At 62.0% G+C, this 25,261-nt stretch carries 24 protein-coding genes and 1 tRNA gene; 12 read left to right on the plus strand and 13 right to left on the minus strand.

Annotated features, from left to right (window positions below):
* The first annotated feature begins 212 nt into the window (after window positions 1-212).
* From ACUN0E_RS23165 to ACUN0E_RS23175, 3 genes are all read left to right on the plus strand, one after another.
* The gene (locus ACUN0E_RS23165) at window positions 213-1,574 is read left to right on the plus strand and encodes an MFS transporter (RefSeq protein ID WP_445568057.1); all 1,362 of its coding nucleotides are present in this window, start codon (window positions 213-215) and stop codon (window positions 1,572-1,574) included.
* A gap of 342 nt (window positions 1,575-1,916) precedes the next feature.
* A complete protein-coding gene (locus tag ACUN0E_RS23170; protein ID WP_408231533.1) occupies window positions 1,917-2,744 on the plus strand; it encodes a ferritin-like domain-containing protein in 828 nt (275 codons plus the stop codon).
* A 127-nt stretch (window positions 2,745-2,871) separates the two neighbouring features.
* Entirely contained in the window at window positions 2,872-3,402 is a 531-nt protein-coding gene (locus ACUN0E_RS23175) for a hypothetical protein (protein ID WP_445568058.1), read from the plus strand.
* 39 nt (window positions 3,403-3,441) lie between these two features.
* On the opposite strand, the gene ACUN0E_RS23180 is transcribed toward ACUN0E_RS23175, so the two are convergent.
* The 4 genes from ACUN0E_RS23180 to ACUN0E_RS23195 form a co-directional block, all read right to left on the minus strand.
* Window positions 3,442-5,022, minus strand: coding sequence for a DEAD/DEAH box helicase (locus tag ACUN0E_RS23180; protein WP_408231539.1), 1,581 nt, complete (start codon window positions 5,020-5,022; stop codon window positions 3,442-3,444).
* Window positions 5,023-5,246: 224 nt separating this feature from the next.
* Window positions 5,247-5,867 carry a PAQR family membrane homeostasis protein TrhA gene (trhA, locus tag ACUN0E_RS23185; RefSeq protein WP_408218312.1) on the minus strand — a complete coding sequence of 207 codons (621 nt, stop codon included), beginning with the start codon at window positions 5,865-5,867 and terminating at the stop codon, window positions 5,247-5,249.
* Window positions 5,868-5,984: 117 nt separating this feature from the next.
* Entirely contained in the window at window positions 5,985-7,283 is a 1,299-nt protein-coding gene (locus ACUN0E_RS23190) for a c-type cytochrome (protein ID WP_408240913.1), read from the minus strand.
* A 21-nt stretch (window positions 7,284-7,304) separates the two neighbouring features.
* Window positions 7,305-8,036, minus strand: a complete 732-nt coding sequence (locus ACUN0E_RS23195) for a c-type cytochrome (protein WP_445568059.1) — start codon at window positions 8,034-8,036, stop codon at window positions 7,305-7,307.
* A 368-nt stretch (window positions 8,037-8,404) separates the two neighbouring features.
* Here ACUN0E_RS23195 and copC point away from each other — a divergent pair, with 368 nt between their 5' ends.
* Window positions 8,405-8,782: a copper homeostasis periplasmic binding protein CopC gene (copC, locus tag ACUN0E_RS23200; RefSeq protein WP_445568060.1), complete on the plus strand. Its 378-nt coding sequence runs from the start codon at window positions 8,405-8,407 to the stop codon at window positions 8,780-8,782.
* Window positions 8,779-9,708 carry a CopD family protein gene (locus ACUN0E_RS23205; protein WP_445568061.1) on the plus strand — a complete coding sequence of 310 codons (930 nt, stop codon included), beginning with the start codon at window positions 8,779-8,781 and terminating at the stop codon, window positions 9,706-9,708. Before copC ends, ACUN0E_RS23205 begins: the two co-directional genes overlap by 4 nt.
* An 85-nt stretch (window positions 9,709-9,793) precedes the next feature.
* On the opposite strand, the gene ACUN0E_RS23210 is transcribed toward ACUN0E_RS23205, so the two are convergent.
* From ACUN0E_RS23210 to dgoD, 3 genes are all read right to left on the minus strand, one after another.
* Window positions 9,794-10,015, minus strand: a complete 222-nt coding sequence (locus tag ACUN0E_RS23210) for a YodC family protein (protein ID WP_445568062.1) — start codon at window positions 10,013-10,015, stop codon at window positions 9,794-9,796.
* Between the two features lie 26 nt (window positions 10,016-10,041).
* The gene (locus tag ACUN0E_RS23215; protein ID WP_408218326.1) at window positions 10,042-10,344 is read right to left on the minus strand and encodes a hypothetical protein; all 303 of its coding nucleotides are present in this window, start codon (window positions 10,342-10,344) and stop codon (window positions 10,042-10,044) included.
* A gap of 348 nt (window positions 10,345-10,692) precedes the next feature.
* Window positions 10,693-11,841, minus strand: a complete 1,149-nt coding sequence (gene dgoD / locus ACUN0E_RS23220; RefSeq protein ID WP_408240928.1) for a galactonate dehydratase — start codon at window positions 11,839-11,841, stop codon at window positions 10,693-10,695.
* A gap of 202 nt (window positions 11,842-12,043) precedes the next feature.
* On the opposite strand from dgoD, the gene ACUN0E_RS23225 reads away from it, so the two are divergent.
* A complete protein-coding gene (locus tag ACUN0E_RS23225) occupies window positions 12,044-12,751 on the plus strand; it encodes a FadR/GntR family transcriptional regulator (RefSeq protein ID WP_445570506.1) in 708 nt (235 codons plus the stop codon).
* A 53-nt stretch (window positions 12,752-12,804) separates the two neighbouring features.
* Here the strand turns inward: ACUN0E_RS23225 and ACUN0E_RS23230 are convergent, their stop codons facing one another.
* Window positions 12,805-14,340, minus strand: coding sequence for a DHA2 family efflux MFS transporter permease subunit (locus ACUN0E_RS23230; protein WP_445568063.1), 1,536 nt, complete (start codon window positions 14,338-14,340; stop codon window positions 12,805-12,807).
* A gap of 146 nt (window positions 14,341-14,486) precedes the next feature.
* Here ACUN0E_RS23230 and ACUN0E_RS23235 point away from each other — a divergent pair, with 146 nt between their 5' ends.
* A complete protein-coding gene (locus tag ACUN0E_RS23235; protein WP_408240934.1) occupies window positions 14,487-14,930 on the plus strand; it encodes a MarR family winged helix-turn-helix transcriptional regulator in 444 nt (147 codons plus the stop codon).
* A 127-nt stretch (window positions 14,931-15,057) separates the two neighbouring features.
* Here ACUN0E_RS23235 and ACUN0E_RS23240 read toward each other — a convergent pair whose 3' ends face one another.
* The 5 genes from ACUN0E_RS23240 to ACUN0E_RS23260 all read right to left on the minus strand — a co-directional run bounded on the left by ACUN0E_RS23240 (window position 15,058) and on the right by ACUN0E_RS23260 (window position 19,845).
* Complete coding sequence (locus ACUN0E_RS23240) at window positions 15,058-15,387, minus strand: hypothetical protein (protein ID WP_445570507.1); 330 nt, start codon at window positions 15,385-15,387, stop codon at window positions 15,058-15,060.
* 85 nt (window positions 15,388-15,472) lie between these two features.
* Window positions 15,473-15,549: transfer RNA gene (locus ACUN0E_RS23245), tRNA-Met, on the minus strand.
* A gap of 86 nt (window positions 15,550-15,635) precedes the next feature.
* Window positions 15,636-17,294, minus strand: a complete 1,659-nt coding sequence (locus ACUN0E_RS23250; protein ID WP_445568064.1) for an MFS transporter — start codon at window positions 17,292-17,294, stop codon at window positions 15,636-15,638.
* Window positions 17,295-17,524: 230 nt separating this feature from the next.
* Window positions 17,525-19,063 carry a sensor histidine kinase N-terminal domain-containing protein gene (locus ACUN0E_RS23255; RefSeq protein ID WP_445568065.1) on the minus strand — a complete coding sequence of 513 codons (1,539 nt, stop codon included), beginning with the start codon at window positions 19,061-19,063 and terminating at the stop codon, window positions 17,525-17,527.
* Between the two features lie 8 nt (window positions 19,064-19,071).
* A complete protein-coding gene (locus tag ACUN0E_RS23260; RefSeq protein ID WP_445568066.1) occupies window positions 19,072-19,845 on the minus strand; it encodes a response regulator in 774 nt (257 codons plus the stop codon).
* 233 nt (window positions 19,846-20,078) lie between these two features.
* On the opposite strand from ACUN0E_RS23260, the gene recA reads away from it, so the two are divergent.
* The 5 genes from recA (at window position 20,079) to sucD (ending at window position 25,142) form a co-directional block, all read left to right on the plus strand.
* The gene (gene recA, locus ACUN0E_RS23265; RefSeq protein WP_408240949.1) at window positions 20,079-21,155 is read left to right on the plus strand and encodes a recombinase RecA; all 1,077 of its coding nucleotides are present in this window, start codon (window positions 20,079-20,081) and stop codon (window positions 21,153-21,155) included.
* A gap of 7 nt (window positions 21,156-21,162) precedes the next feature.
* On the plus strand, window positions 21,163-22,074 hold the full coding sequence (recX, locus tag ACUN0E_RS23270) for a recombination regulator RecX (RefSeq protein ID WP_445568067.1): 912 nt from the start codon (window positions 21,163-21,165) through the stop codon (window positions 22,072-22,074).
* A gap of 173 nt (window positions 22,075-22,247) precedes the next feature.
* Entirely contained in the window at window positions 22,248-22,988 is a 741-nt protein-coding gene (locus ACUN0E_RS23275; protein ID WP_445568068.1) for a DUF2889 domain-containing protein, read from the plus strand.
* Window positions 22,985-24,151 carry an ADP-forming succinate--CoA ligase subunit beta gene (gene sucC, locus ACUN0E_RS23280; protein ID WP_408510519.1) on the plus strand — a complete coding sequence of 389 codons (1,167 nt, stop codon included), beginning with the start codon at window positions 22,985-22,987 and terminating at the stop codon, window positions 24,149-24,151. Before ACUN0E_RS23275 ends, sucC begins: the two co-directional genes overlap by 4 nt.
* Before the next feature lie 109 nt (window positions 24,152-24,260).
* Window positions 24,261-25,142: a succinate--CoA ligase subunit alpha gene (gene sucD, locus ACUN0E_RS23285; protein ID WP_097390342.1), complete on the plus strand. Its 882-nt coding sequence runs from the start codon at window positions 24,261-24,263 to the stop codon at window positions 25,140-25,142.
* The last annotated feature ends 119 nt before the right edge of the window (window positions 25,143-25,261 follow it).

The raw sequence follows: 25,261 nt of genomic DNA on the forward strand, positions 1-25,261 counted from the left end.
CGACGCAGACGAAGCGCGACGCCGTCTACGCGGCGGTCGCGCTTCGCTGCATCCGGCGTCGATGCATGAAGCATCGCGTATGGATCAGCATCAAGAAATCGCCATTAAAGCAAGGCGTTGCGCGCAACCTGAACGGACTGCGCGCGACAGCCTCGCATCGAGCACCTCATGCGCATTCAGCGCAACCAGCATCAGGCAGGGCAGGAGACATCATGAATACCCCCACGTCGCAATCCGCGACAGCATCCCCCCATTCCACGTCCGCACCGCTTTCTAAAGCGATGGTGCGGCGTATCGTGTTTTCGTCCTCGGTTGGCAATGCGCTGGAGTGGTTCGACTTTCTGGTCTACGGCTACTTCGCGACCATCATCGCGAAACAGTTCTTCCCGATGCAGGATGAGTGGCTCTCGACGCTGCTCGCCATCGCCACCTTCGGCATCTCCTTCCTGATGCGGCCGCTTGGCGCCGTCGTGCTGGGCGTCTACGGCGATCGCAAGGGCCGTAAGGCGGCGCTCACGCTTGCTATCGCGCTGATGATGGTCGGCACCTTCACGATGGCGGTGATGCCGTCGTACGCGTCGATCGGTATCGCAGCGCCCGTGTTGATCCTGCTTGCGCGGCTCGTGCAAGGCTTCGCGGTGGGCGGTGAGTTCGGCAGCGCGACAGCCTTCATGGTCGAGCACAGCGCGTCGCGGCGTGGCTATTACGCAAGTTGGCAGTTCGCAAGCCAAGGCCTGGCCGCGATCACGGCGGCGGCCTTTGGCTCGCTTCTGACCGCCTGGATGCCACCCGAGCAACTCAATAGCTGGGGCTGGCGCCTGCCGTTCATGTTCGGTCTGCTGGTTGGGCCGGTGGGTTATTACATCCGTTCGCATCTCGACGAGACGCCGGAGTTTCTCGCGTTGCGTGAAGCGCGTGAGGCTGCGGGCAAGCATCACGCGACGCCTGAAAAGGACGCGTCGTTCAGCAACCAGTGGGTGAATCTGCTGCTGGCCGTGGGTATCGTTGCGCAGTCGACAGTCGGCGTGTACGTGTTGCAACTCTACATGCCGATGTACGCGGTCAAGCAGTTGCACATGCCGGCGGCGGCGTCGTTCGGCGTGGTGGTGCTCAACGGCGGCTTGCAGTTCATTTTGTCCCCGGTGATGGGCGCGTTGTCAGATCGCATCGGCCGGATTCGCATCATGCTGACCACGTCGATTCTGATGGGCGCGCTGATCTATCCGATGTTCGCGTGGTTGCAGACTCATCCGACGATTGGTTGGCTGCTGGTGTTGCAAGGCACAGCCGGCATTTTCAAGGCGGCTTACTCTGGACCGATGCCCGCGCTGATGTCCGAGATCTTCCCGACGCAGGTGCGCTCGACGGGTCTTTCAATCGGTTACAGCATCGGCGTGACGATTTTCGGCGGTTTTGCGCCGACGATTGTGGAGACCTTCATTCATTTGACTGGCGACAAGCTCGCGCCAAGTTACTACGTCCTGATTGCCGCGGTGCTGTCGGGGTTGTCGCTCGTCGTGGTCGCGTGGCGTATGCGGCGCGTCCGGCGTCTTGAAAGCGTTCAGCTCGCATGAAGGTGTTGCTGACGGCCGTTGTGCTCCGCAGCAAGCCTTGCCGCGCTTAACGCGCACAGTCTGTTCAGGCCGAAGCCAGCTCGTCGAGCTGGCTTTTTTTTGTGCCTTGCGTGTTCGCTTGTAATCAACCGAAGGATTCGACTACCGTGAAATTGGAACTGCGGCGGTCCGGCATGGTCTGTGCTGGGTTATCTGCAGAGTTGCTAAACACCGGCTAAGATGCAAGATACAAGGGGTTAACTCTAATTCAAGGCGCTGTATCTGACACGGCGGACCGCCCTTGCGATAGTGGGCGGTTTCGATCGCTCTACGAGTCGATACAGCTTTCGGAGCAAAGACACAATGCACACTGAGCTGAACCATGTGATGCCCTGGCGGATCGAGGATATCGACCTCACACGCATAGATCGCCAGAAGGCAGTTGCTAACGAAGACCTGCTGCTTCTGTTGTGCGCCGCTTCGTTTATCGAAAGCGGCACCGATCTTTACACCAGTAATCTGAGCACTTTCTTCGACGGTGACCCGGAAGTCTCGGCCTGGCTCAACCAGGAATGGGAGCCCGAAGAGATGCAGCACGGTCTGGCTCTCAAGACGTATATCGCCTACGTCTGGCCCGAGTTCGATTGGGACACCGCGTTCCGCCATTTCATGGAGGAGTATTCGCTGACCTGCTCGGTCGAAGACTTCGAAAAGACCCGCGCGCTTGAGATGGTCGCCCGCTGTGTGGTGGAAACGGGTACGGCAACGCTGTATCGCGCGATCGGCGAATGTTCGGACGAGCCGGTGCTCAAGCAGATCACCGACAACATCCGCACCGACGAAGTCCGTCACTACAAGCACTTTTTCAAGTTCTTCAAGAAGTACAACAAGATCGAAGGCAATGGCCGTCTTGCGGTTCTCGGCGCGCTGATGCGCCGTGTGATGGAAATCAAGAACGAAGACTCGGAGATCGCGTTGCGTCATGTCTTTGCGATTCGTTATCCGGAGCGCGTGCACGATTCGGCCTACAACCGCGAACGCGCGGCACGCATCAATGCGCTCGTACGGCGCAATCTGTCGGCGGACATGTGCGTGAAGATGCTGCTCAAGCCGCTCGATCTGCCGGCCAAGATTCAGCCGGGCGTGCATTATCCGCTCGCCAAGATCACGCAGCACGTGTTCTTTCGCTGATGTTTTTCTGCTGAGTCTACGGCGTACAGAGATGAAGATGAATGGCCCGCTTGTGTGGGCCATTCGCTTTTCGAGGCATGATCGATCCTGGCACCCTTGGCAACCTGTTTGAGACTGGATCGACACGATGAGTGATTCCCCTCCACCCGAACGTCCCCTCGAACAGATCGTGTTCGACGAATGGCCTGACGCTGTCCGCACGTTGTTCGATGGTTCGTCGCTCGCGAGCAAGGCGGGTTTCACCGCATCGCTGCTCACCGTCGACGCGAACGGTCATGTGCGCACGTCGCTGCTCGGCGTCGGCGAGTTGTATGCGCCTGATTCGCGCTCGCTATGCATCGCATTGTGGCCGCAGGCTCGGGCGGCGCGCGTGATCGCGCAAAGCGGCCGCGCCGCAGTGACGTTCGTCTGCGACGAAGCGTTCTATCAGGTGCAGTTGCGTTTGACGCGGCTAGCGGGCGTGACAGGCGATGACAGCGGCCTCGTGTACCTCATCGGCTCGATCGACACAGGAGAGGCGCAGAGCGTGCCTTATGCGCGCCTGAAGAGCGGCATTACGTTTGATCTGGCAGGGGAAGGGGCAGGAGAGACGGTGCTCGATCGATGGGAACGGCAGATCGAGCACCTGAAGCAAGCTGCCGCCGCGGCTAGCCGGTAGTCTGGGACTACGGCTAGCGAGCTAACAGTTGCTTGATGCTTAACGGCCGCGCTGGCCGCTGCGCGTCGGCTGGCCGCCACGCGGTGCGTCGTTGCGCGACTTCGTGCCGCCCAGCAACGCGCCCGGATTGCCACCTTGCGGCTTCGCTGCCTGCGGCTTGCGCGGTGCATGTTGCGCGGCGCTGCCTTCGTGTGCCGCTGCGCGCGGCTGGCCGTCATGACGCTGGCCGTCGCGGCGAGGTTGCCCACCGTTGCCGGCCGGCTTCGCACCTTGCGGCTTCGGCTGCTGCTGACCATTCGCCGGACGCTGACCCGAACGTTGCGCCGGCTTGGCCGCTGCTGCGCCGTCGCGGCGGCCACCTTCACGCTGACCACCACCCTCGCGCTTCGGCGCGCCTTGACCCTGGCGCGGCGAACGTCCACCGCCACCGCCGCCACCCTGACCACGGCGCAGGATCGGCTCTGGCTTCGCAGTCGGATCCGGCTCAAAACCGGCGATCACTTCCTGCGGCACCTGGCGCTTGATCAGCTTCTCGATATCCTTCAGCAGTTGCAGTTCGTCGACGCACACCAGCGAGATCGCTTCGCCCGATGCGCCAGCACGACCCGTGCGGCCGATGCGGTGCACGTAGTCTTCCGGCACGTTCGGCAGATCGTAGTTGACCACGTGCGGCAACTGATCGATATCAATGCCGCGTGCAGCGATGTCGGTCGCGACGAGCACTTGCAGCGTGGCGTCCTTGAATTCGGCGAGCGCGCGCGTGCGAGCAGATTGGCTCTTGTTGCCGTGAATCGCCAGTGCGCTGATGCCGTCTTTCGTCAGCTGTTCGGCAAGGCGGTTCGCGCCGTGCTTCGTGCGCGTGAACACCAGCACCTGAAACCAGTTGTGTTGCTTGATGAGGTGCGTGAGCAGCTCGCGTTTCTTGTCGCGGTCGACCGGGTGAATCTTTTGCGCAACGAGTTCAGCCGTCGTGTTGCGACGGGCGACTTCGATCAACGCCGGCGAGTCGAGCAGGTTGTCGGCGAGCGTCTTGATTTCGTCGGAGAAGGTGGCCGAGAACAGCAGGTTCTGACGCTTCGGCGGCAACTTCGCGAGCACACGCTTGATGTCGTGGATGAAGCCCATGTCGAGCATGCGGTCAGCTTCGTCCAGCACGAGGATCTCGAGATGCGACAGATCGATCGTCTTCTGCTGCATGTGGTCGAGCAAACGGCCCGGTGTCGCGACGACGATGTCCACGCCGCTGCGCAGCGCACCGATCTGTGGATTGATGCCGACGCCGCCGAACATCACGGTCGACTTCAGCTTCAGGTACTTGCCGTAAGCACGCACGCTTTCTTCGACCTGTGCGGCAAGCTCACGCGTCGGCGTGAGGATCAGCGCGCGCACGACGCGCTTGCCCGTGGCCGTGGTGACGGCGGGCATGGTGTTCAGACGCTGGAGGATCGGCAGCGTGAAGCCGGCGGTCTTGCCGGTGCCGGTCTGCGCGCCGGCCAGCAGGTCGCCGCCGTTGAGCACGGCCGGGATCGCTTGCGTCTGGATCGGAGTCGGAGTGGTGTAGCCGAGTTCGAGTACAGCGCGGACCAACGGTTCGGACAAGCCGAGGGAATCAAAAGACATAAATGTTCTTTGCAATGCAGTTTCGCGAACGGCACCAGACGGCACCAAATGGGCCCAAGCTGGTACAAGCGCGGCATGAACACGCCCGCATGGCGCGTTCGAGGCCAAAGCCCGGTTCCGGTCGCAGAGAAATCGGCGGCACGCGGGAAACGCGTGCCGAATGCTTCAACGCGCTATGCAGACACGTTGACTGGCCTTTAGTTGCATTTCGCCGCCGTGGGGTGTCACGCGACGTAGCGCGCGACACTGACGAATTGACACAGACTGCCCGCCAGTACGAACAGGTGCCAGATACCATGTCCGTGCCGGATGCGCTCGTCGTTGATGAAGAAGTAGATGCCGGCGCTGTAGATGACCCCGCCGGCCACGAGCCAGGCGGTACCCGCTGCCGGTAAGGCTTGAACCAGCGGGCGGACGGCAACGAGCGCGAGCCATCCCATCAAGACATACAGCACCATCGAAACGCTGCGGGTGCGTCGCCCGAGCGTCAGTTCCTGCACGATGCCGAGAGCGGCAAGCCCCCAGCTTACGCCGAAAAGCGACCAGCCCCACGGTCCGCGCAACGTAACAAGTGTGAACGGGGTGTAACTGCCGGCAATCAGCAGGTAGATCGCTGAATGATCGCATTTTTGCAGAACGGCTTTCACGCGCGGGTTGCGCACGCTGTGGTAAAGCGTGGAGATAGCATACAGCACGAACAACATTGCACCGTACACACTGAAACTCACCACTTTGTACGCGTCACCGTCGAGCGCGCCCATTGTCACGAGCGCAGCAAGACCCGCCACCGACAGTACGGCGCCGACGAGATGGGTAATGCTGTTGAAACGCTCACCGACATGCACGGCTCTTTCCTCCTGCGCGGTTTCATAAGGGTTTATCCCCACATGATACCGGTCCTGAAAAACGAAGGGCGCGGCCGCGAGTTTCGCTGGCCGCGCCCCCGGTGCATCGAACGCTGCTTAGTCGAGCGGCGCCGAACGCAGATCCGACACTTGCTGCGGCGAGACAGCCGTACCGTGGTTGCCCCACGACATACGAATGTACGTCACGACCGCTGCCACTTCCGTGTTCGACAGCGCCTGCGCGAACGGCGGCATGCCGTACGGATGCGGGTTGGCTGTCGTGCTCGGCGGATAACCGCCGTTCAGCACCATGCGGATCGGGTTGACCGCCGATGGCATCTGGATCGACTGATTGTTCGCGAGCGGCGGGAAGGCCGGCGGCATGCCGAGGCCATTCGTCGCGTGGCACTTCGCGCAGTTGTCAGCGTAGATCTTCTGACCTTGCTTCAACAGTTCGCCACCGAACTTTTCCGAGGTTTCGAGCTGCAGCGGTTCCGGTGCTTCGCTCTTCTGCGGAATTGTCTTCAGGTACGTGGCCATTGCGTTGATGTCTTCGTCCGACATGTACTGCAGGCTGTTGTGAACCACTTCAGCCATCGGACCGAACACCGCGCCACGGTTTGACACACCGGTCTTCAGCAGGTCGGCGATGTCTTTGGTTTCCCAGTCGCCGAGGCCGGCTTCCTTGTTCGACGTCAACGACGGCGCATACCAGTTCTGCAGCGGGATCAAGCCGCCGGCGAACGCAGCCGAGCTGACCGGGCCGCCCATTGCGTTGATCGACGTGTGGCACATGCCGCAGTGGCCGAGGCCTTCGATCAGGTACGCGCCACGGTTCCATTCGACCGACTTGGTCGGATCAGCCTTGTACTCGCCTTCGCGGAAGAACAGCGTGCGCCAGCCGATCAGCATGTTGCGCTGGTTGAACGGGAATTTCAGTTCGTGCGGACGGCTCGCCACATTGACCGGCGTAACCGAGCGCAGGTACGCGTAGATCGCGTCCGAGTCGGCCCGCGTGACCTTCGTGTAGCTCGTGAACGGGAAGCCCGGGTACAGCAGGCTGCCGTCTTTCGAACGGCCCGTGTGCATTGCGCGATAGAAGTCGTCCTGCGTCCACTTGCCGATACCGTACTGGTCGTCAGGCGTGATGTTCGGCGTGAACATCGTGCCGAACGGCGTAGCCATCGGCAGGCCGCCGGCAAACTGCTTGCCGCCGCGCACCGTGTGGCAGGCGATACAGTCGCCGGCGCGGGCGAGGTACTCGCCCTTTTTGATCAGCGCGGCCTGGTCGGCGGGCGTTGCCGCCATAGCCGTGCCGTTATGCAGGTTGTCGCCGCCCGACCACAGGACGGGAACGAGTGCGGCAGCCGCAACGACGACGACTGCCGAGAGGGCGAACAAAGACTTGCGTTTCATTTGAGTGTCTCTCCCGGTGCCTTATTGCGGTTCGCTGCCGCAGGCAAGCGGAGTCTTCATCGAGCGGGCCGGAGCCGGCACGGGGTTTTGTGGGGCCGTTTGCGTGGAAAGCCATGCAGCGACGGCGTTCACGTCGTCATCGGTCAGACGGGTGGCGATGGTGTGCATGCAATCAGGTGCGATGGCATGACGCGAGCCCGAACGCCATGCGCCCAACTGCGCGCTGATGTAGTCCGAATGCAGGCCGACCAGACCCGGGATAGCGGGTTCCATACCGGTCAGCGCCTTGCCGTGGCAAGCCGCGCAGGCCGGAATCTCTTTCGATGCGTCGCCGTGCAGCACGATCTGCTGGCCGCGCGCGACGATGGTTGCCGATACGGTCGGCTTGGACGGCGTGGGGTACGGCGGACGTTGCTGCGAGAAGTACGTGGCGATCTGATGAAGGTAGTCGTCTGAGAGATACGTGACGAGGTAGTTCATCGGCGGGTACTTGCGACGCCCTTCGCGGAAATTCTGCAACTGGTTGTACAGATAGTCGGCCGGCTTGCCCGCCAGACGCGGGAAGTAGTCGTTGTCGGTACCTTGGCCATGCGAGCCGTGGCAAGCCGTGCAGCCTTGCACGCGCGCTTCCATCGTATCGGGGGCCTTCGGTTGAGTCTGCGCTTTCGCAGCGCTATAGACACCCGCGGAGCCGATCAGCAGAAGGGCAAGCAACGGGCGGAAAATGCGTCTTGAAGACACGCGTAACTCCATCAAAATCGGGGACCTGACCGAACTTCGAGCGGCTCGGTGTGAAGGGCAGCCGGCGCTGCGGCGACGCAGCATTCTATCATCGAAGGGTGATGATGACTATTTGCCACAGAAGAGAAGGTTCCGGGTGTGACAGGCATGCGACAGTTTGACGCGCATCGCCGCGTTGCCGGCGGCCGCGTATCTCGATTTCGTCTGCGGGATCACGGGCGCAGGTGCTGCTCCCGTTGGCATCGGTAACAAAGCGGGTTGAACCGACGCGCGCGCCGGCCATCGAAGCGTACACTTCCGGGCGCGCCGGCGTCTGTCCGGCGCCCTCGCTCCCCGGCTCAACGTCCACCGTTTTACTTTCCACACGCTATCGGCCTTACATGAAGCTATTCAATTTCCCCCGTCCGGCGCTGTGTGCGTTGACGTTCGGCGCCGCGGCGCTGGTGATGACGTCCACGGCTTTTGCCCATGCGCATCTGGTGTCGAGCGAGCCGGCGGCGAACGCCGAAGTGGCCGCGCCCACTGAAGTGACGATCCATTTCACCGAGCCGCTCGAGCCGGCTTTCAGCAGAATCGATCTGAGCGACACGAGCGGCAAGCCCGCCGCGCCGGCGGCGTCGCAAGTCGACAGGAGTGACGCAAAGGCGATGCACCTGGCGCTGCCGCAGTTGACGGCGGGCCGCTATGCGGTGCACTGGATCGCGGTTGCCACGGACGGCCACCGTACCCAAGGCGACTTCGCGTTCATCGTCAAATGAGCATCGACGGACTCTGGATCGGGCAGGTCGCCATGGCCGCGCTCATGAATGTCGCGTTTGCGTTTGCCGTTGGGTCGGCGTTGCTCGGCGCGTGGCTCGCCAAGGACGCGCAGGTCAAGATCGCGCCGGCTCGGCCCGCCTGGTTGCGCGCGCAACGGTCGATGCTGACGGCGACCGTCGTGCTGGTGCTCGCGGATCTCGGCTGGCTGTTGTACCAGGCGGCGTCGATGAGTGGCGTCGCGTTGCCGTCAGCCATCGGCGTGGTGCCGACTGTATTGACGCAAACCCATGTCGGTTACGGCTGGAGCGTGGCCTTCGCCGGCGCGCTGGTGTTGCTGGGCACGGCGATGGCCAGTCATACGGGCATGCTGCGCAATGCGCTGCTGTGGTTCGCGGTGATTGCGATTGCAGCGGGCAAGGCGTCGCTCGGGCATGCGGCCGACGCCGGCCCGGCCTCGGCGGCGATCGGCATGCAGACGCTGCATGTGCTGGTCACGAGCGTCTGGGGCGGGCTGGCAATGGCGGCGGGGCTCTCGGTATTGCCTGCGCTCGGTACGTCGACCGCTCGCGGAATGCTGATCCGCACAGCGACCCAGGTGTCGCACGTATCGGTGGTCGCGGTTGGACTGGTGCTGCTGACGGGCGTCTTCAATGCCGTGCGCGGTTCGGGCGGCTCGTTCGAAGCCATCGAGATGAGCACATGGGGCCATGTGCTGACGCTGAAGCTCGCGCTGGTCGCGCTCGCACTGGTGCTCGGCGGACTCAACCGCTTCCTGGCGCTGCCGCGCTTGCGCCGCACGGCCTCGACGATGGACGCGCATACCTTCGTCAACGTGCTGTATCTGGAAGCGCTGGCGATGATCGGCGTGTTCATCGCAGCGGCCGTGTTGTCGCACAGCGTGCCGGCATTCGCCGCGTTGGGCTGAGGTCAAAAAAAGCGCCGCACAGCAAAGGCGTGCGGCGCAATACACACGGTCGCCCGGCGGTGGCCGGCTGATCCGTTACTGCCCTCTAGGCGGCAAGCGCGTTGTGCGCCGGCTCCAGCGTCTCTTCCGGAAACATCTCCTGCTGCAACTCGCCGTCGTCGCCGAACCACTGGCAGATCAGCCAGTTGCCTGGCGCGAATAGCACCGGCCCGGTCCAGGTGGCCGTCATCGGGCGTCCACCGGACCTGAGCGTCAGGACGTCGCCGGCGCGGTAGGCGGGTTTTGCAGGTCTCTTTCCCAGTCGCATGGCGGGCTTCCGTTCGTTGAAACCGGTTATTCGAGGCCGAGCCGATGGCCGAGAATCGGCGCGCAGAAGAGTGCGATCGCGCAGCCTGCTGCCTTGCCTTCCAGTGCCGCGCCTGCGGCGCGCGAGCCGTACATATGCGTCAGCAGATCGAAGAGTTGCGGCAGGCAGTACAGCACCGCGGCAGCGATAAAGCATTTTTCGACGACCGAGATGCGCCAGCCGCGTTCGTAGGCGAGCATCGCGCCGAGGATGCGAAGCACGCCGAACACCACCAGTGCGCCGACGGCGGCCTGTTCGCGGATCAGATAGTCAGGAAGAAATTCGCCCATGATGTTCCCCAATGCATTTGTCGTTTGAATGCATTTGAGCAAGGACTGGGCCATGCGTATGTCTGATGCCGAACAAATGGCGTGAAAGCCTTTATCAGAAGGGCTTTGAGCGATGCAGAGGAGCGCCGGGAAAGCGCCGGAGAATGCGATTTTCGACCCTTTCTGTCCGGGATGTTACGTAACTGCGAGGCCGCGAACGTGACGCGACCGTAACGCGTGGCTGCCGTCCGGCTGAGGCGCACCCGGCTCGATGTATCGCCGGATTCGCACCATGCGGCTGGCCGGCGGCAGAAAAGACAACGCCGCCCGCAGGCGGCGTTCGATCATTCAGGCAAGCCAGTCACGCGCTTACCATTCCGCGACGCTGCCATCCTCGTGACGCCACACCGGATTGCGCCAGCGGTGGCCGACCTTCGCCATTTCGCGCACCTTCTCTTCGTTCACTTCGATACCGAGGCCCGGGCCTTGTGGAATCGACACGAAGCCATCTTCGTATTTGAAGACTTCGGGGTTCTTGATGTAGTCGAGCAGATCGTTGCCCTTGTTGTAGTGAATGCCCAGGCTCTGTTCCTGGATAAACGCGTTGTAGCTCACCGCGTCGATCTGCAGACAGGTGGCCAGCGCGATCGGACCGAGCGGGCAGTGCAGCGCGAGCGCGACGTCGTACGCCTCGGCCATCGACGCGATCTTGCGGCACTCGGTAATCCCGCCCGCGTGGGACGCGTCCGGCTGGATGATGTCGACGTAGCCGCCCGACAGGATGTGTTTGAAGTCCCAGCGCGAATACAGGCGTTCGCCCAACGCGATCGGCGTGTTGGTCTGGTTGACGATGTCGCGCAAGGCTTCCGCGTTTTCCGATAGCACCGGCTCTTCGATGAAGAGCAGCTTGTACGGGTCGAGTTCTTTCGCCAGCACCTTCGCCATCGGCTTATGCACGCGGCCGTGGAAGTCCACGCCGATGCCGATGTTCGGTCCAACCGCTTCGCGCACGGCGGCGACGTTGTTGATGACGCCTTGCACCTTGTCGAAGGTGTCGATGATCTGCAGCTCTTCCGAGCCATTCATCTTCACGGCCTTGAAGCCGCGTTCGACCACGGCGCGTGCGTTATTCGCGACGTCGCTCGGACGGTCGCCGCCAATCCATGAATACACCTTGATCTTGTCGCGCACCTGGCCGCCGAGCAGCGCATGAATCGGCACGCCATGATGTTTGCCCTTGATGTCCCACAGCGCCTGGTCGACGCCGGCAATCGCGCTCATGGTAATCGGGCCGCCGCGGTAGAAGCCCGCGCGATACATCACCTGCCAGTGGTCTTCGATCAGCAGCGGGTCTTTGCCGATCAGGTAGTCGGACAGTTCCTCGACGGCGGCCGCCACGGTATGCGCACGGCCTTCGACCACCGGTTCCCCCCAGCCGACAATGCCCTCGTCAGTCTCGATCTTCAGGAAGCACCAGCGCGGCGGGACGATGAAGGTTTCGAGCTTGGTGATTTTCATGGTGTGCGTCTCCTGGCGGCCTGGGCGTCTGCGAAATATTTCGAGGATTCACATCCTACAACAAAAGGGCGTTTAAGTACTATTAATAGTACTATTGGCCAAATATTGGCTGGACACCGAGCGTGGGCTGGCGTCGAAGCAGTGAGTGCGCCGGTTGAGATGCCGGATAATCGCGGTCGTTCCGGGCTCAGGCCCGATATCAATAGCGCCGAGAGGCCGCTGGGAGAAAGCTATTCAGCACGATCTGCATGGGCGCGTCGCTCATCTGCTGGCGACCGCGATTCTGCGCGGCGACTACGCGCCTGACTCGATCCTGCCGCGCGAGGCGGAGCTAATGGACACCTTCGGCGTGAGCCGGACGGTGTTGCGCGAGGCGCTGCGCACGCTGACATCGAAAGGGTTGATCGAATCGCGTCCGCGGGTGGGCACGCGAGTGCGGCCGAAAATTGCGTGGAATCTGCTCGATGTCGATGTGCTCGACTGGTACTCGCGCGTCGCCGAGCCGATGGCGTTTGCGCTCAAGTTGCAGGAAATGCGCGAGATGATCGAGCCGTACGCGGCGGGTCTGGCGGCCGCCTCGCATACGGACGGCACCTTCAATGCGCTGGCGGCGGCGCATGCGTCGATGGTCGGGGCACGCAATGTCGACGAATGGGTGCGCGCCGATCTGCAGTTTCATTTGAGCGTGCTGACGGCATGCAGCAACGAATTGCTGATTCCGCTCGGCACGCTGATCGAGCGCACGCTGGAGGCGCAACTACGCCTGAATGCGAAACGCGCGGACGTGTTCAACGCGTCGCTAGCCGAACACACGGCGGTGTTCGAGGCGATTCGCGACCGCGACGCGGCGGCGGCGCGAGAGGCGATGGCGGGATTGCTCGGGGTGACGCGCGGAAGAATCGAAGGGTGAGCATGGCGCGAGTGCGCCACGTGTTTCGCCCGGCAGTTCATCCCCGGCCTTCGTCAGTCCATCGCGGCGTGCGCCACCGATGCGTCCGGCGCATGGCGTGACGGGCGGATCAACAACAGCAGCGGAATGACCAGCAGCGTTGCCAGGAACATCAGCTTGAAGTCGTTCAGATACGCGATCATCGACGCCTGCTGTGTAATCGATGCGTTCAGCGCCGCCAGGTCGTAATTCGAGCCGCTGTTGAGCATCGGCTGGATCGCCGGATTGAAGGGCGTGATATTCGCGACGAGGTCCGCGTGCGACACCTGTGTGTTGCGCGTCATCAGCGTCTGTACGATCGAAATGCCGATACTGCTGCCGATATTGCGCATCAGGCTGTACGTCGCGGTGCCGTCCGCGCGCAGTTCCGGCGTAAGCGTGGAGAAGGTGAGCGCGCTCAACGGCACGAACACGAGGCCCAAACCGAAGCCCTGGATCACGCCAGGCCAGACGATATCCGACGCCGACAGCACGATCGTGTAATGCATCATTTGCCACAGCGCGAATGCAGAGATCAGAAAGCCGGCGAGCAGTAGAAGCCGCGCATCGACCCGCTTCAATAGCCGTCCGGCGATCAGCATCGCGATCATGGTCCCCGCGCCGCTTGGCGCCGTGACGAGTCCCGTGGTCGCGACCGGATAGTTCATCAGGTTTTGCAGCATCGGCGGCAGTAACGCGCGTGTCGCGTACATCACCGCGCCGATCACGAAGATGAAGAACGTGCCGGTGGCGAAGTTCGGGTCCTTCAGCAACTCGTATTTGAAGAACGATTTCTTGCCGACCGTCGCCGTATGCACGAGGAAGAACGCGAAGCTGATCACCGCGATCAGCGCCTCGATCACGATTTCATGCGAGCCGAACCAGTCGAGCTGTTCGCCGCGATCGAGCATCGCTTGCAGCCCGCCGATGGCGAGCCCCAAGGTGGCAAAACCGAATGCGTCGAACTTCGCGTCGTGCTTCGGTTCACGCGCGGGCAGGAAGGTTGCCACGCCGAACAGCGCGAACGCGCCGATCGGCACGTTGATGAAAAACACCCAGCGCCAGTTGTAGCTATCGGTGAGCCAGCCGCCGAGCGTCGGCCCGAGAATCGGTCCGACCATCACACCCATGCCCCACACCGCCATCGCCTGGCCCTGCTTTTCGCGCGGATTGATGTCGAGCAGGATCGACTGCGAGAGCGGCACCAGCGAGGCCCCGAAAACCCCCTGCAGCAAACGCGATGCGACGATCTGCGTCAGCGTTTCCGACAATCCGCACAGCGCCGAGGCGACGGTGAAGCCGCCGATCGCGAAGATCAGCAGCCGCTTGACGCTCAGCCGGTCGGACAGCCAGCCGGTCAACGGCGTGGCGATCGCGGCTGCGACGATATACGAGGTCAGCACCCACGTGATCTCATCCTGCGACGCCGACAGCGTGCCCTGCATGTGCGGCAGTGCGACGTTGGCGATGGTGCTGTCGAGCGTCTGGATCAACGTCGCGAGCATGATCGAGACGGTGATCATTGGCCGGTTGAGCAGGGCGGCGCTCGTCGGCGGGGAGTCGGAGGGCATGGGGGAGCCGGATTGTCGATATAGTAAGCATGCTTAGTATATCGGCTGCAAGCGCGTGCGCCCATCAGGAATTATGCGGGGCCTGAATTGCGCCCGTTTTGACCATTCCGACGATGACAAACGAAAGCCTTTCGTATAATCCGCGCATGACCACCCAACTCGAAGAACGCTTCGGCTTTCTGATTTCCGACGTCGGCCGCCTGACAGGCAAGCGTTTTGACGATCTCGCGAAGTCATCGGTCGATCTGACGCGCGCGCAGTGTCGCGTGCTGGCCAACCTCGCTCATTACGGCGACGTCAACCAGGCTCGGCTCGCGGATCTGCTCGAAGTCGCGCCGATTTCGGCGGGACGTCTGCTGGATCGCATGGAAGAGGGGGGCTGGATCGAGCGCACGGCCAATCCGCAGGATCGCCGCGAGCGCCAGGTGCGCATGACGCCGAAGGCCGAGCGCACCCTCGGCAAGGCCCGCAAGGTAGGTGATGAAGTTGCGCTCGAGGCGCTGAACGGTTTTACCGACAACGAAGCGAAGCAGCTCATCGCGTTGTTGCAACGCGTGCGCGGTAACCTCAGCCGCCTCGTGGATCGTTGAGCGCGGGGCTTGCCAGGTTTAGCTCGCGCTACACCAGACAAAGCTACTGCAAAGGAGCTAGCGTAAGCCCGCTCCTTTTTCGTTGCGAGCCTTAAAGCCGATGGCTCGCATCCGCAAAGCCATTCGACTATTTGGATTCGGACGCGGCACCCGAGGGCTGAACCAGTTCGAAGCACGCTGCCCTGGTTTTCGCATCAGTCGGCGACGGGTCGATGCATTTGAAAGCGCTCTGATCGCGCTGAACGAAAATCGTATTGGCCGAGCCGGCATCAACGTGGGCGCCATTCACTACCGCGACGATTTTGTAGCCGTCCTGCAGCAGCGTCGCGAGCATGAGGGAACTGGCGCGCCACTGACTGTCGGGCGGCGTTTGGGCGTTGACGGTAAGCGGCGACGCGGTGACGAGAAGCGCGAAGGATGCGGTGGCCGCGGCAAGCGCGGCGGTGCGGAACGTCATCAAGAAACCTCCTTGAAGTTGCTGTTTGGAAAGCCAAAAACAAAAAAGCCGCTGACCTTGTGGATCAGCGGCTTTTTCTTGCAACTGGTGGCGAATCAGGGACTCGAACCCCGGACCTGCGGATTATGATTCCGTCGCTCTAACCAACTGAGCTAATTCGCCGAAAGAAGCGAGATTATGAGGATAGGGCTGGGGGCTGTCAACCCCCGCCATGCAACTTTTTTAAATCACCTCGTTCGTCAGGCGCTTCAGTCCTGCGCGTAGATATCAGAGTTCTTGGTTTCCTTGACGAACAGCATGCCGATCACGAGCGTGATGAGCGCGACCACAATCGGATACCACAGCCCCGAGTAGATGTTGCCCTTAGCCGCGACGATCGCGAATGCGGTTGCCGGCAGGAAGCCGCCGAACCAGCCATTGCCAATGTGATACGGCAGCGACATCGAGGTGTAGCGGATGCGCGTCGGGAACATCTCCACCAGCATCGCCGCAATCGGGCCGTAGACCATCGTCACGTAGATCATCATGATCGTCAGGATCACCACACTCATCGGCCAGTTGATCTGTGACGGATCGGCCTTTGGCGGATAACCGGCGGTCTTCAGCGTGGTAGCGAGAGTCTTGTCGAACGTCTTGCCCTGGTCCTTGGCGTCGGCGGCCTTGCCGTCATATGTGTTGACCACCGTATCGCCGACCTTGATCTCCGCCAGCGTGCCTGCCGGCGCCGCGACGTTCTCGTAGTTCAAACCGGCTTTCGAGAGTGCGCTTTTGGCGATGTCGCAGGAGCTCGTGAACTTCGCCGTGCCGACCGGGTTGAACTGGAACGAGCACTCGTCCGGGTTCGCAATCACGACGATCGGTGCTTTCGCCGTAGCTGTTTCCAGTGCCGGGTTCGTGTAGTGAGTCAGCGCCTTGAACAGCGGGAAGTACGTGCAGGCAGCAATCAGCAGGCCGGCCATGATGATCGGCTTGCGACCGATCCGGTCCGACAGCGAGCCGAAGAACAGGAAGAACGGCGTGCCGATCAGGAGCGCGATCGCGATCAGGATATTCGCCGTCGCGCCATCGACCTTAAGCGTTTGCGTCAGGAAGAACAGCGTGTAGAACTGACCCGTGTACCAGACCACGGCCTGGCCGGCGGTCAGGCCGATCAGCGCGAGGATCACGATCTTCAGGTTCTTCCACTGGCCGAATGCTTCGGTCAGCGGCGCCTTCGAGGTTTTGCCTTCAGCCTTGATGCGCTCGAACACCGGCGATTCATGCAGTTGCAGGCGAATCCATACCGACACGCCGAGCAGGACGATCGACGCGAGGAACGGAATGCGCCAGCCCCAGACGCCGAATGCGTCTTCGCCCATGGCCGTGCGCACGCCGAGAATCACCAGCAGCGAGAGGAACAGGCCGAGCGTGGCGGTGGTCTGGATCCACGCGGTGTAGAAGCCGCGGCGTCCCGGCGGCGCATGTTCCGCCACGTAGGTTGCCGCACCGCCGTATTCGCCGCCGAGTGCAAGACCCTGCAGCATGCGCATCACGATGAAGATCACCGGCGACGCAATGCCGATCGATGCATAGCCAGGCAGGAACCCGACCAGGAACGTCGACAGACCCATGATCACGATCGTGACGAGGAACGTGTATTTACGCCCGACCATGTCGCCGAGACGTCCAAACACGATCGCGCCGAACGGCCGCACCGCGAAGCCCGCGGCGAAGCTGAGGAGTGTGAAGATGAAAGCGGCAGTCGGATTGACGCCGGAGAAGAAGCTCTTGCTGATGAAGATTGCAAGTGAGCCGGCCAGATAGAAGTCGTACCACTCGAAAACCGTACCTAGCGACGATGCGAAGATCACCCGCTTCTCATCGTGCGTCATCGGCACGTGCGAGATTTGCCCGCCAACGGTAGCCATATGTCGTCTCCAATATTGATATGTGCACGCGGTCCGCCGGCAAAGGCGTTCCCGTGGAACCGATTATTGGAGTGGAAACTTACGGTGTACTGACGTGGCGGGGTGAAATGGCAGCCTCCGGTGCGATGAGGAAATTCGCATCAAAAAACGACAACTACCAGATAAATTCTTGTAACGTGCAATTAACTTATCTCAATATGGGCGGAGATCGATGCGTGAATCCTGCGCTCTTAGGGTAAGTCCCGTGGCCGTTTGAGCACGTGCAAGCTGACACGCACAAGCGTTCCGGCAAGCCGTGGGGACGTTTGATAGACGTTATCTTCGATCGTCATCTCCCCGCCATGCATCGTCGTGATCTCGCGGACGATTGCTAGCCCGAGGCCGCTGCCGTCGCCTTCGCGGCCGAGAATCCGGTAAAAACGCTCGACCACCCGCGAGCGCTCGGCCACTGGAATGCCGAGCCCCGTGTCTTCTACTTCCAGATGCACGAGCCGCGCCGTCACGTCGTGCCGCACCCGCACGGTGATTCGTCCGCCAGCCGGCGTGTAGCGGATCGCGTTGTCGATCAGATTCGACAGCATTTCCCGCAGCATGACCGGATTGCCGTCGACTTCGACCGGTTCTTCGGGCGCTTCGTAGCCGAGGTCCATCTGTTTGGCGAGCGCGGCTTGAACCCAGTCGCGCACGGCGTTGCGCGCCATCTCCGTGACCTCGACCGGCGTGAAAATCTGCCCGGACATGCGGTTTTCCGCACGCGCCAGCGCCAGCAACTGGGTGACGAGACGCGCCGCGTGCTCCGAACTGGTGGCGATTTGTTCAAGCGAGCGGTGGACTTCCGGGGAGGCGTCCTGGCGCAGCGCCAGCTCAGCCTGGGTGCGCAGACCGGCAAGCGGTGTTTTCATTTGATGCGCGGCGTCGGCGATAAAGCGCTTCTGCAACTCCATATTCTGTTCGAGGCGCGTCAGCAGATCGTTGAACGATGTCACCAACGGCTCGATTTCCGGTGGTGCGAGGCGGCCTTCGAGTGGCGACAGATCGTCCGGGCGGCGCGCGCGGATGTGCGCCTGCAGGGCGTGCAGCGGCGCGAGCCCACGCGACAGGCCGAACCACACCAGCAGGATCGCCAGCGGCAGGATCACGAACTGCGGCAGGATCACCCCTTTGATGATGTCGTTGGCAAGCTGGCTGCGTTTGTCGAGCGTCTCGGCAACCTGCACCAGCACCGGCTGCGCGCCGGGCGTCTGCGGAAACTCGACCGTCGTATAGGCCACGCGGATATCGTTGCCGCGCAGCACGTCGTCACGGAATTCGACGAGGCCCGGCGGCGGCCTGTCTTCCTCGTGCGGCAGCGGCATGTCGCGCTCGCCGCCCACCAGTTCGCCGCGCGTGCCGAGCACCTGATAGAACACGGTGTCGACGTTGTCGGCGCGCAGAAAATCGCGGGTGGAGTCGGGCAGCGACAGCTCTGCCACGCCGTTGATCGGATGGATCTGGCGCGCGAGCACGTAGGCGTCGGTTTCGAGCGCGCGATCGAATGGCCCGTTAGCGATCGACTTGGCGACCAGGTAGGTGACCGCGAGGCTCATTGGCCACAGCAGCAGAAGCGGCGCCAGCATCCAGTCGAGAATCTCGCCGAACAGCGAGCGCGGGCGCGCCTCGGCGGCGGCTTCGGTCTCGTCGGGCGGGGCGAACGGATTGGCGTAGCGGGCGTCGCGCGCCTCGTCGAGGTCCGCCGCGTGCGCCGTAGCGCGGTCTGCGCGTGCGGACATGGTGTCCTCTATTTGTAGTGATGGCTCGCCGGCATCGCGGCCGACGCAGGCGAGGAGGGCGGCTCGGGCTCGGGGGGCGCGAGCGCGTTGGCGCTCATGTTCGCGGTCGGAGGCAGGGCGGCTTTCTCGAGGCAGTAGCCGAGACCGCGCACGGTGATGATGCGCACGCCGCTCGGCTCGATCTTCTTGCGCAGCCGGTGCACATAGACTTCGATCGCGTTATTGCTGACTTCCTCGCCCCATTCGCACAGATGGTCGACAAGCTGTTCCTTCGACACCAGCCGGCCGATCCGCTGCAGCAGTACTTCGAGCAAACCGAGTTCGCGCGCCGACAGGTCGATTACCTGCTCGTTGACATAGGCGATCCGGCCGACCTGATCGAACGACAGCGAACCATGCCGCACCACCGTGGGGCCGCCGCCCGCGCCGCGCCGGGTCAAGGCGCGCACGCGCGCCTCGAGTTCATTCAGCGCGAAGGGTTTGGCCATGTAATCGTCGGCGCCGAGATCGAGGCCCTTGACGCGTTCGTCGACGCTGTCTGCTGCCGTGAGAATCAGCACCGGCACGTTCGAGTTGCGGGCGCGCAGACGGCGCAACACCTCGAGCCCCGACATGCGCGGCAGGCCCAGATCGAGGATCAGCAGGTCGAAAGTTTGCATTGAAAGCGCGGTGTCGGCCTCGACGCCGTTCTTCACATGATCGACGGCATAGGCCGATTGGCGGAGTGATCGAACCAGACCGTCCGCGAGTATGCTGTCGTCTTCGGCAATCAGAATTCGCATGGTGCGCCAACCTGGCCTTGCCGGCACCGTGGAGTGACCTCCCGGCGCACAGCGGTCTCCGAAAATTATTGTGGGTAGTTGGGCAGCGTGACGGTAAAAATGCGCGTTCGCATGAGAATCGCGCTTGCCAAAACTACTGTTTTTTTATACAGTGTCTGAGTTTCGTGTGCTGTCCTCCAAGAACGGGCCGCACATCTGCCTCAGACGCCGTTCATCATAGCAAAGGACGATTCATGGAAGAAAGCAAGAAAGGCTCGGCTGGACTGACTGCTGAAAAGGGCAAGGCGCTCGCCGCCGCGCTCGCGCAGATCGAAAAGCAGTTCGGCAAGGGGTCGGTCATGCGGCTCGGCGCAGGTGAGGCGGTCGAAGACATCCAGGTATGCTCAACCGGATCGCTCGGTCTCGATATCGCGCTGGGTGTCGGCGGTTTGCCGCGTGGCCGGGTGGTCGAAATTTACGGTCCGGAGTCGTCCGGTAAAACCACGCTGACGTTGCAGGTCGTCGCCGAAATGCAGAAGCTCGGCGGCACGGCAGCGTTTATCGACGCGGAACACGCGCTGGACATCCAGTACGCGCGCAAGCTCGGCGTGAACGTCAACGACCTGCTGGTTTCGCAGCCGGACACTGGCGAGCAGGCGCTCGAAATTGCCGACGCACTGGTGCGCTCGGGCTCGATCGACATGATCGTGATCGACTCGGTCGCCGCGCTGGTGCCGAAGGCCGAAATCGAAGGCGAAATGGGCGACTCGTTGCCGGGTCTGCAGGCGCGTCTGATGTCGCAAGCGCTGCGCAAACTCACCGGTACGATCAAGCGCACCAACTGCCTCGTGATCTTCATCAACCAGATCCGTATGAAGATCGGTGTGATGTTCGGCAACCCGGAAACCACCACGGGTGGTAACGCGCTGAAGTTTTACGCGTCGGTGCGTCTGGACATTCGCCGGATCGGTTCGATCAAAAAGAACGACGAAGTGATCGGTAACGAAACGCGCGTGAAGGTGGTGAAGAATAAGGTTGCGCCGCCGTTCCGCGAAGCGATTTTCGACATTCTGTATGGCGAGGGCATTTCCCGTCAGGGCGAAGTCATCGACCTGGGTGTGCAAGCGAAGATCGTCGACAAGGCCGGCGCCTGGTACAGCTACAACGGCGAACGTATCGGTCAGGGCAAGGACAACGCGCGCGAATTTCTGCGTGAAAATCCGGACATCGCCCGTGAGATCGAAAACCGTATCCGTGAATCGCTGGGCGTGAATGCCATGGCGGAAGCGGCGACCGGTGCTGCCGCCGAAGTCGCGGGCGAAGAAGAGTAACCATCACGTGATACGCAAGGGCCGGCCGTTGTCCAATGCTGGACGTAACGCGGACGGCCCGCGTGACGGTAGCGACGATTCGCTCGAGTCGTCGTCATCTTCTTCCTCGTCGACTTCCCGGTCCACCCGGTCGTTTGGGCGGTCGCCGGGAAACTCGTCCGGAAGTTCGTTTGGCAAATCTTCTGGAAGCTCCTTCGGGCGCTCCACTTCGCGTTCGCCGCGCTATTCGGGCGGCAACTCAGCCACCCGGCGCTCATCCGCGTCAGATTCCGATCCCTCCGCTACAGCCGGCGACGTTGATCCCTTTGAGTCGTTCGATGAGCACGACCGCGCCGCGGGTCGCCAGCCACAGTCCGATTCTTCTGCGCAAGCCGCAGCGGACCCGTCCGAAACCACCTACACCCGCTCGCGTCGCACGCCCGGCGAGACGAAGCCCGGGCAGGACGATGAAAAAAAATCCCAACGCCCGGCCCGTTCGTTAAAAGGACGTGCACTCGGCTATTTGTCCCGGCGTGAATACAGCCGCTCCGAACTGGCGCGCAAGCTAAAGCCGTTCGTCGAAGAAACCGATTCGCTCGACACCTTGCTCGATTCGCTGGAAGCCGAAAACTGGCTGTCCGATTCGCGGTTTGCTGAGAGTCTGATCCATCGGCGTTCGTCACGGTTGGGCGCGAGCCGGATCGTTGGCGAATTGAAACAGCATGCGGTCGACCAAACGCTGGTCGAAGAAGCCAGTACGCAACTGCGCGAAACCGAACTGGCGCGCGCTCAAGCCGTCTGGCTAAAGAAATTCGGCCGGCTCCCCGAAACGGCGGCCGAGCGGGCAAAGCAGACGCGTTTTCTGGCCTCGCGCGGTTTCTCCGGCGCCACGATCGGCAAAATCCTCAAAGGTATCGACGAGGAGTGGAGCGGCGACTAGCCGGCCCCAGCGCAAAAACCTCCGCGCTTCGCTGCCACGCCGCCACGCCGCCACTGTGAGAGAGCATCTGCCGCGCTCCCCGGCCCGCCGGGCACCCCTGCGCATTCCGAACTGTCTCAAATACCCAGTATGCTAAAATTCATGGGTTTTCCAATCCGGCCTTTCCTTCCCGTATGCCGCTCTCTCCGCCAGTATCCCGTCAGTTGCGCCACCGTCGCGCAATCAGAGCGGAAGCCTATGAGCGAGCCGATGGCCTGTGGGATGTGGAAGCGTGCTTGACCGACGAAAAACCGCGCGATGTGGTGCTTGCGTCGGGCGTCCGGCCCAATGGTCAGCCGATCCATGAACTCTGGCTTCGCATCACCGTCGATCGCAAGCTCAACATCGTCGACGCCGAAGCGTCGTCCGACTGGGTGCCCTATCCAGGGTTGTGCCAAGTCAGCAATCCCGCCTACCGTGCCCTCATCGGGCTCAATCTCCGTCACAACTTCCGTCGCGAAGCTGCCCGTTTGCTGGGCGGCACGGCGGGTTGCACCCATCTCACCGAGCTATGTGCGATTTTGCCGACCGCCGCCATTCAGGCGTTCGCCGGCGATGTGTGGAACACCGGTGACAGTACGCCAGGCGCGAAAGCAGGTTCAGGAGACGAATCGTCTGACAGCACAGGCGAGCATTCCAACGACAAACCGCCATTCCAGCTGGGACGCTGCCACGCGCTGCGTTTCGACGGCGAGGCGGTGCAACAGTTTTATCCGCGCTGGTATGGCCACGCGCCGCGTTCAGCGGATCGCGCGGCATCGTCAGGCGACGGGGCAGCCCGCCAGACAGGTAAGGGCGGCAACACGTCCGGCATGAACGACGGCAGCGGAAACGATGTTCAATCCAACTCTCAGACTGAAGGGAATCACGCATGAAGATTCACGAGTACCAGGGTAAGGAAATCCTGCGGAAATTCGGCGTCGCGGTACCGCGCGGCAAGCCGGTCTTCTCGGTGGATGATGCGGTCAAGGCCGCGGAAGAGCTCGGCGGCCCGGTATGGGTCGTGAAGGCTCAGATCCACGCGGGTGGCCGTGGCAAGGGCGGCGGCGTGAAGGTCGCCAAGTCGCTGGAACAGGTTCGTGAATTCTCGAACCAGATCCTCGGCATGCAGCTCGTCACGCACCAGACCGGTCCGGAAGGCCAGAAGGTGAATCGTCTGCTGATCGAAGAAGGCGCTGACATCAAGAAGGAACTGTATGTCGGCCTGGTGATCGATCGCGTTTCGCAGAAGATCGTCGTGATGGCATCGAGCGAAGGCGGCATGGACGTCGAAGAAGTCGCGGAAAAGACGCCTGAGCTGATCCACAAGATCGCCGTCGATCCGTCGACCGGTCTTAAAGACGCCGAAGCCGACGAGCTCGCAACGAAGATCGGCGTGCCCGCCGCTTCGCTGCCGCAAGCGCGCGCGATCCTGCAAGGCCTGTACAAGGCATTCTGGGAAACCGACGCATCGCTGGCCGAAATCAACCCGCTGATCCTGACCGGCGACGGTAAGGTCATCGCGTTGGATGCGAAATTCAACTTCGATTCGAACGCACTGTTCCGTCACCCGGAAATCGTCGCGTATCGCGATCTGGACGAAGAAGATCCGGCTGAAGTCGAAGCATCGAAGTTCGACCTCGCGTACATCTCGCTCGACGGCAACATCGGCTGCCTCGTGAACGGCGCTGGCCTTGCAATGGCAACGATGGACACCATCAAGCTGTTCGGCGGCGAACCGGCGAACTTCCTGGACGTGGGCGGTGGCGCCACGACGGAGAAGGTCACGGAAGCGTTCAAGATCATGCTGAAGAACCCGAACCTGACTGCGATTCTGGTCAACATTTTCGGCGGCATCATGCGCTGCGACGTGATCGCGGAAGGCGTGATCGCGGCGTCGAAGGCCGTGTCGCTGAAGGTGCCGCTCGTGGTCCGCATGAAGGGCACGAACGAAGACCTGGGCAAGAAGATGCTCGCTGAATCCGGCCTGCCGATCATTGCGGCAGACAGCATGGAAGAAGCAGCTCAGAAGGTCGTCGCGGCCGCTCAAGGCAAGTAAAGAGCGCGTTTAACCGGGATTAACCAGGATTACGAATGGCGGCGCGTGAGCGACGCGGGTGGAGAACATCCCGCCTAGCTCGCGGCGCCAGACGAACAGAGGTCAATACATGTCGATTCTGATTAACAAAGACACCAAGGTCATCACGCAGGGCATTACCGGCAAGACCGGTCAGTTCCATACGCGTGCTTGCCGTGAATATGCCAACGGCCGCGAAGCGTTCGTTGCGGGCGTGAACCCGAAGAAGGCCGGCGAAGATTTCGAAGGCATTCCTATCTACGCAAGCGTCGCTGAAGCCAAGGCTGAAACGGGCGCGACCGTGTCGGTGATTTACGTTCCGCCGGCAGGCGCTGCTGCTGCAATCTGGGAAGCGGTCGAAGCCGATCTGGATCTCGCAATCTGTATCACGGAAGGTATCCCCGTCCGTGACATGATCGAGCTCAAGGCCCGCATGCGTGCCGAAAACCGCAAGACGCTGCTGCTCGGACCGAACTGCCCGGGCACGATCACGCCGGACGAACTGAAGATCGGCATCATGCCGGGTCACATTCACCGCAAGGGCCGCATCGGCGTCGTGTCGCGTTCGGGCACGCTGACGTATGAAGCAGTCGGCCAATTGACAGCGATCGGCCTTGGCCAATCGTCGGCAGTCGGTATCGGCGGCGACCCGATCAACGGTCTGAAGCACATCGACGTGATGAAGATGTTCAACGACGATCCGGAAACGGACGCCGTCATCATGATCGGCGAGATCGGCGGTCCGGACGAAGCGAATGCTGCTGAGTGGATCAAGGACAACATGAAGAAGCCGGTGGTTGGCTTTATCGCCGGCGTTACGGCGCCTCCGGGCAAGCGCATGGGCCACGCCGGCGCGCTGATCTCGGGCGGTGCGGATACGGCTGAAGCCAAGCTGGAAATCATGGAAGCCTGCGGCATCACGGTCACGAAGAACCCGTCGGAAATGGCGCGTCTTCTGAAGGCGATGCTGTAAAAACGAAATTCGCGCGCAGTCACGGCGCGTTTTTGATACGCTTACGAAACCCTTTCGTGAGCAGGCAGTCCTAAAAAGCGGGGGAGTGTAGACTCCCCCGCTTTTTTTATTGCCCGCGC

The sequence above is a fragment of the Paraburkholderia sp. D1E genome, assembly GCF_052682275.1.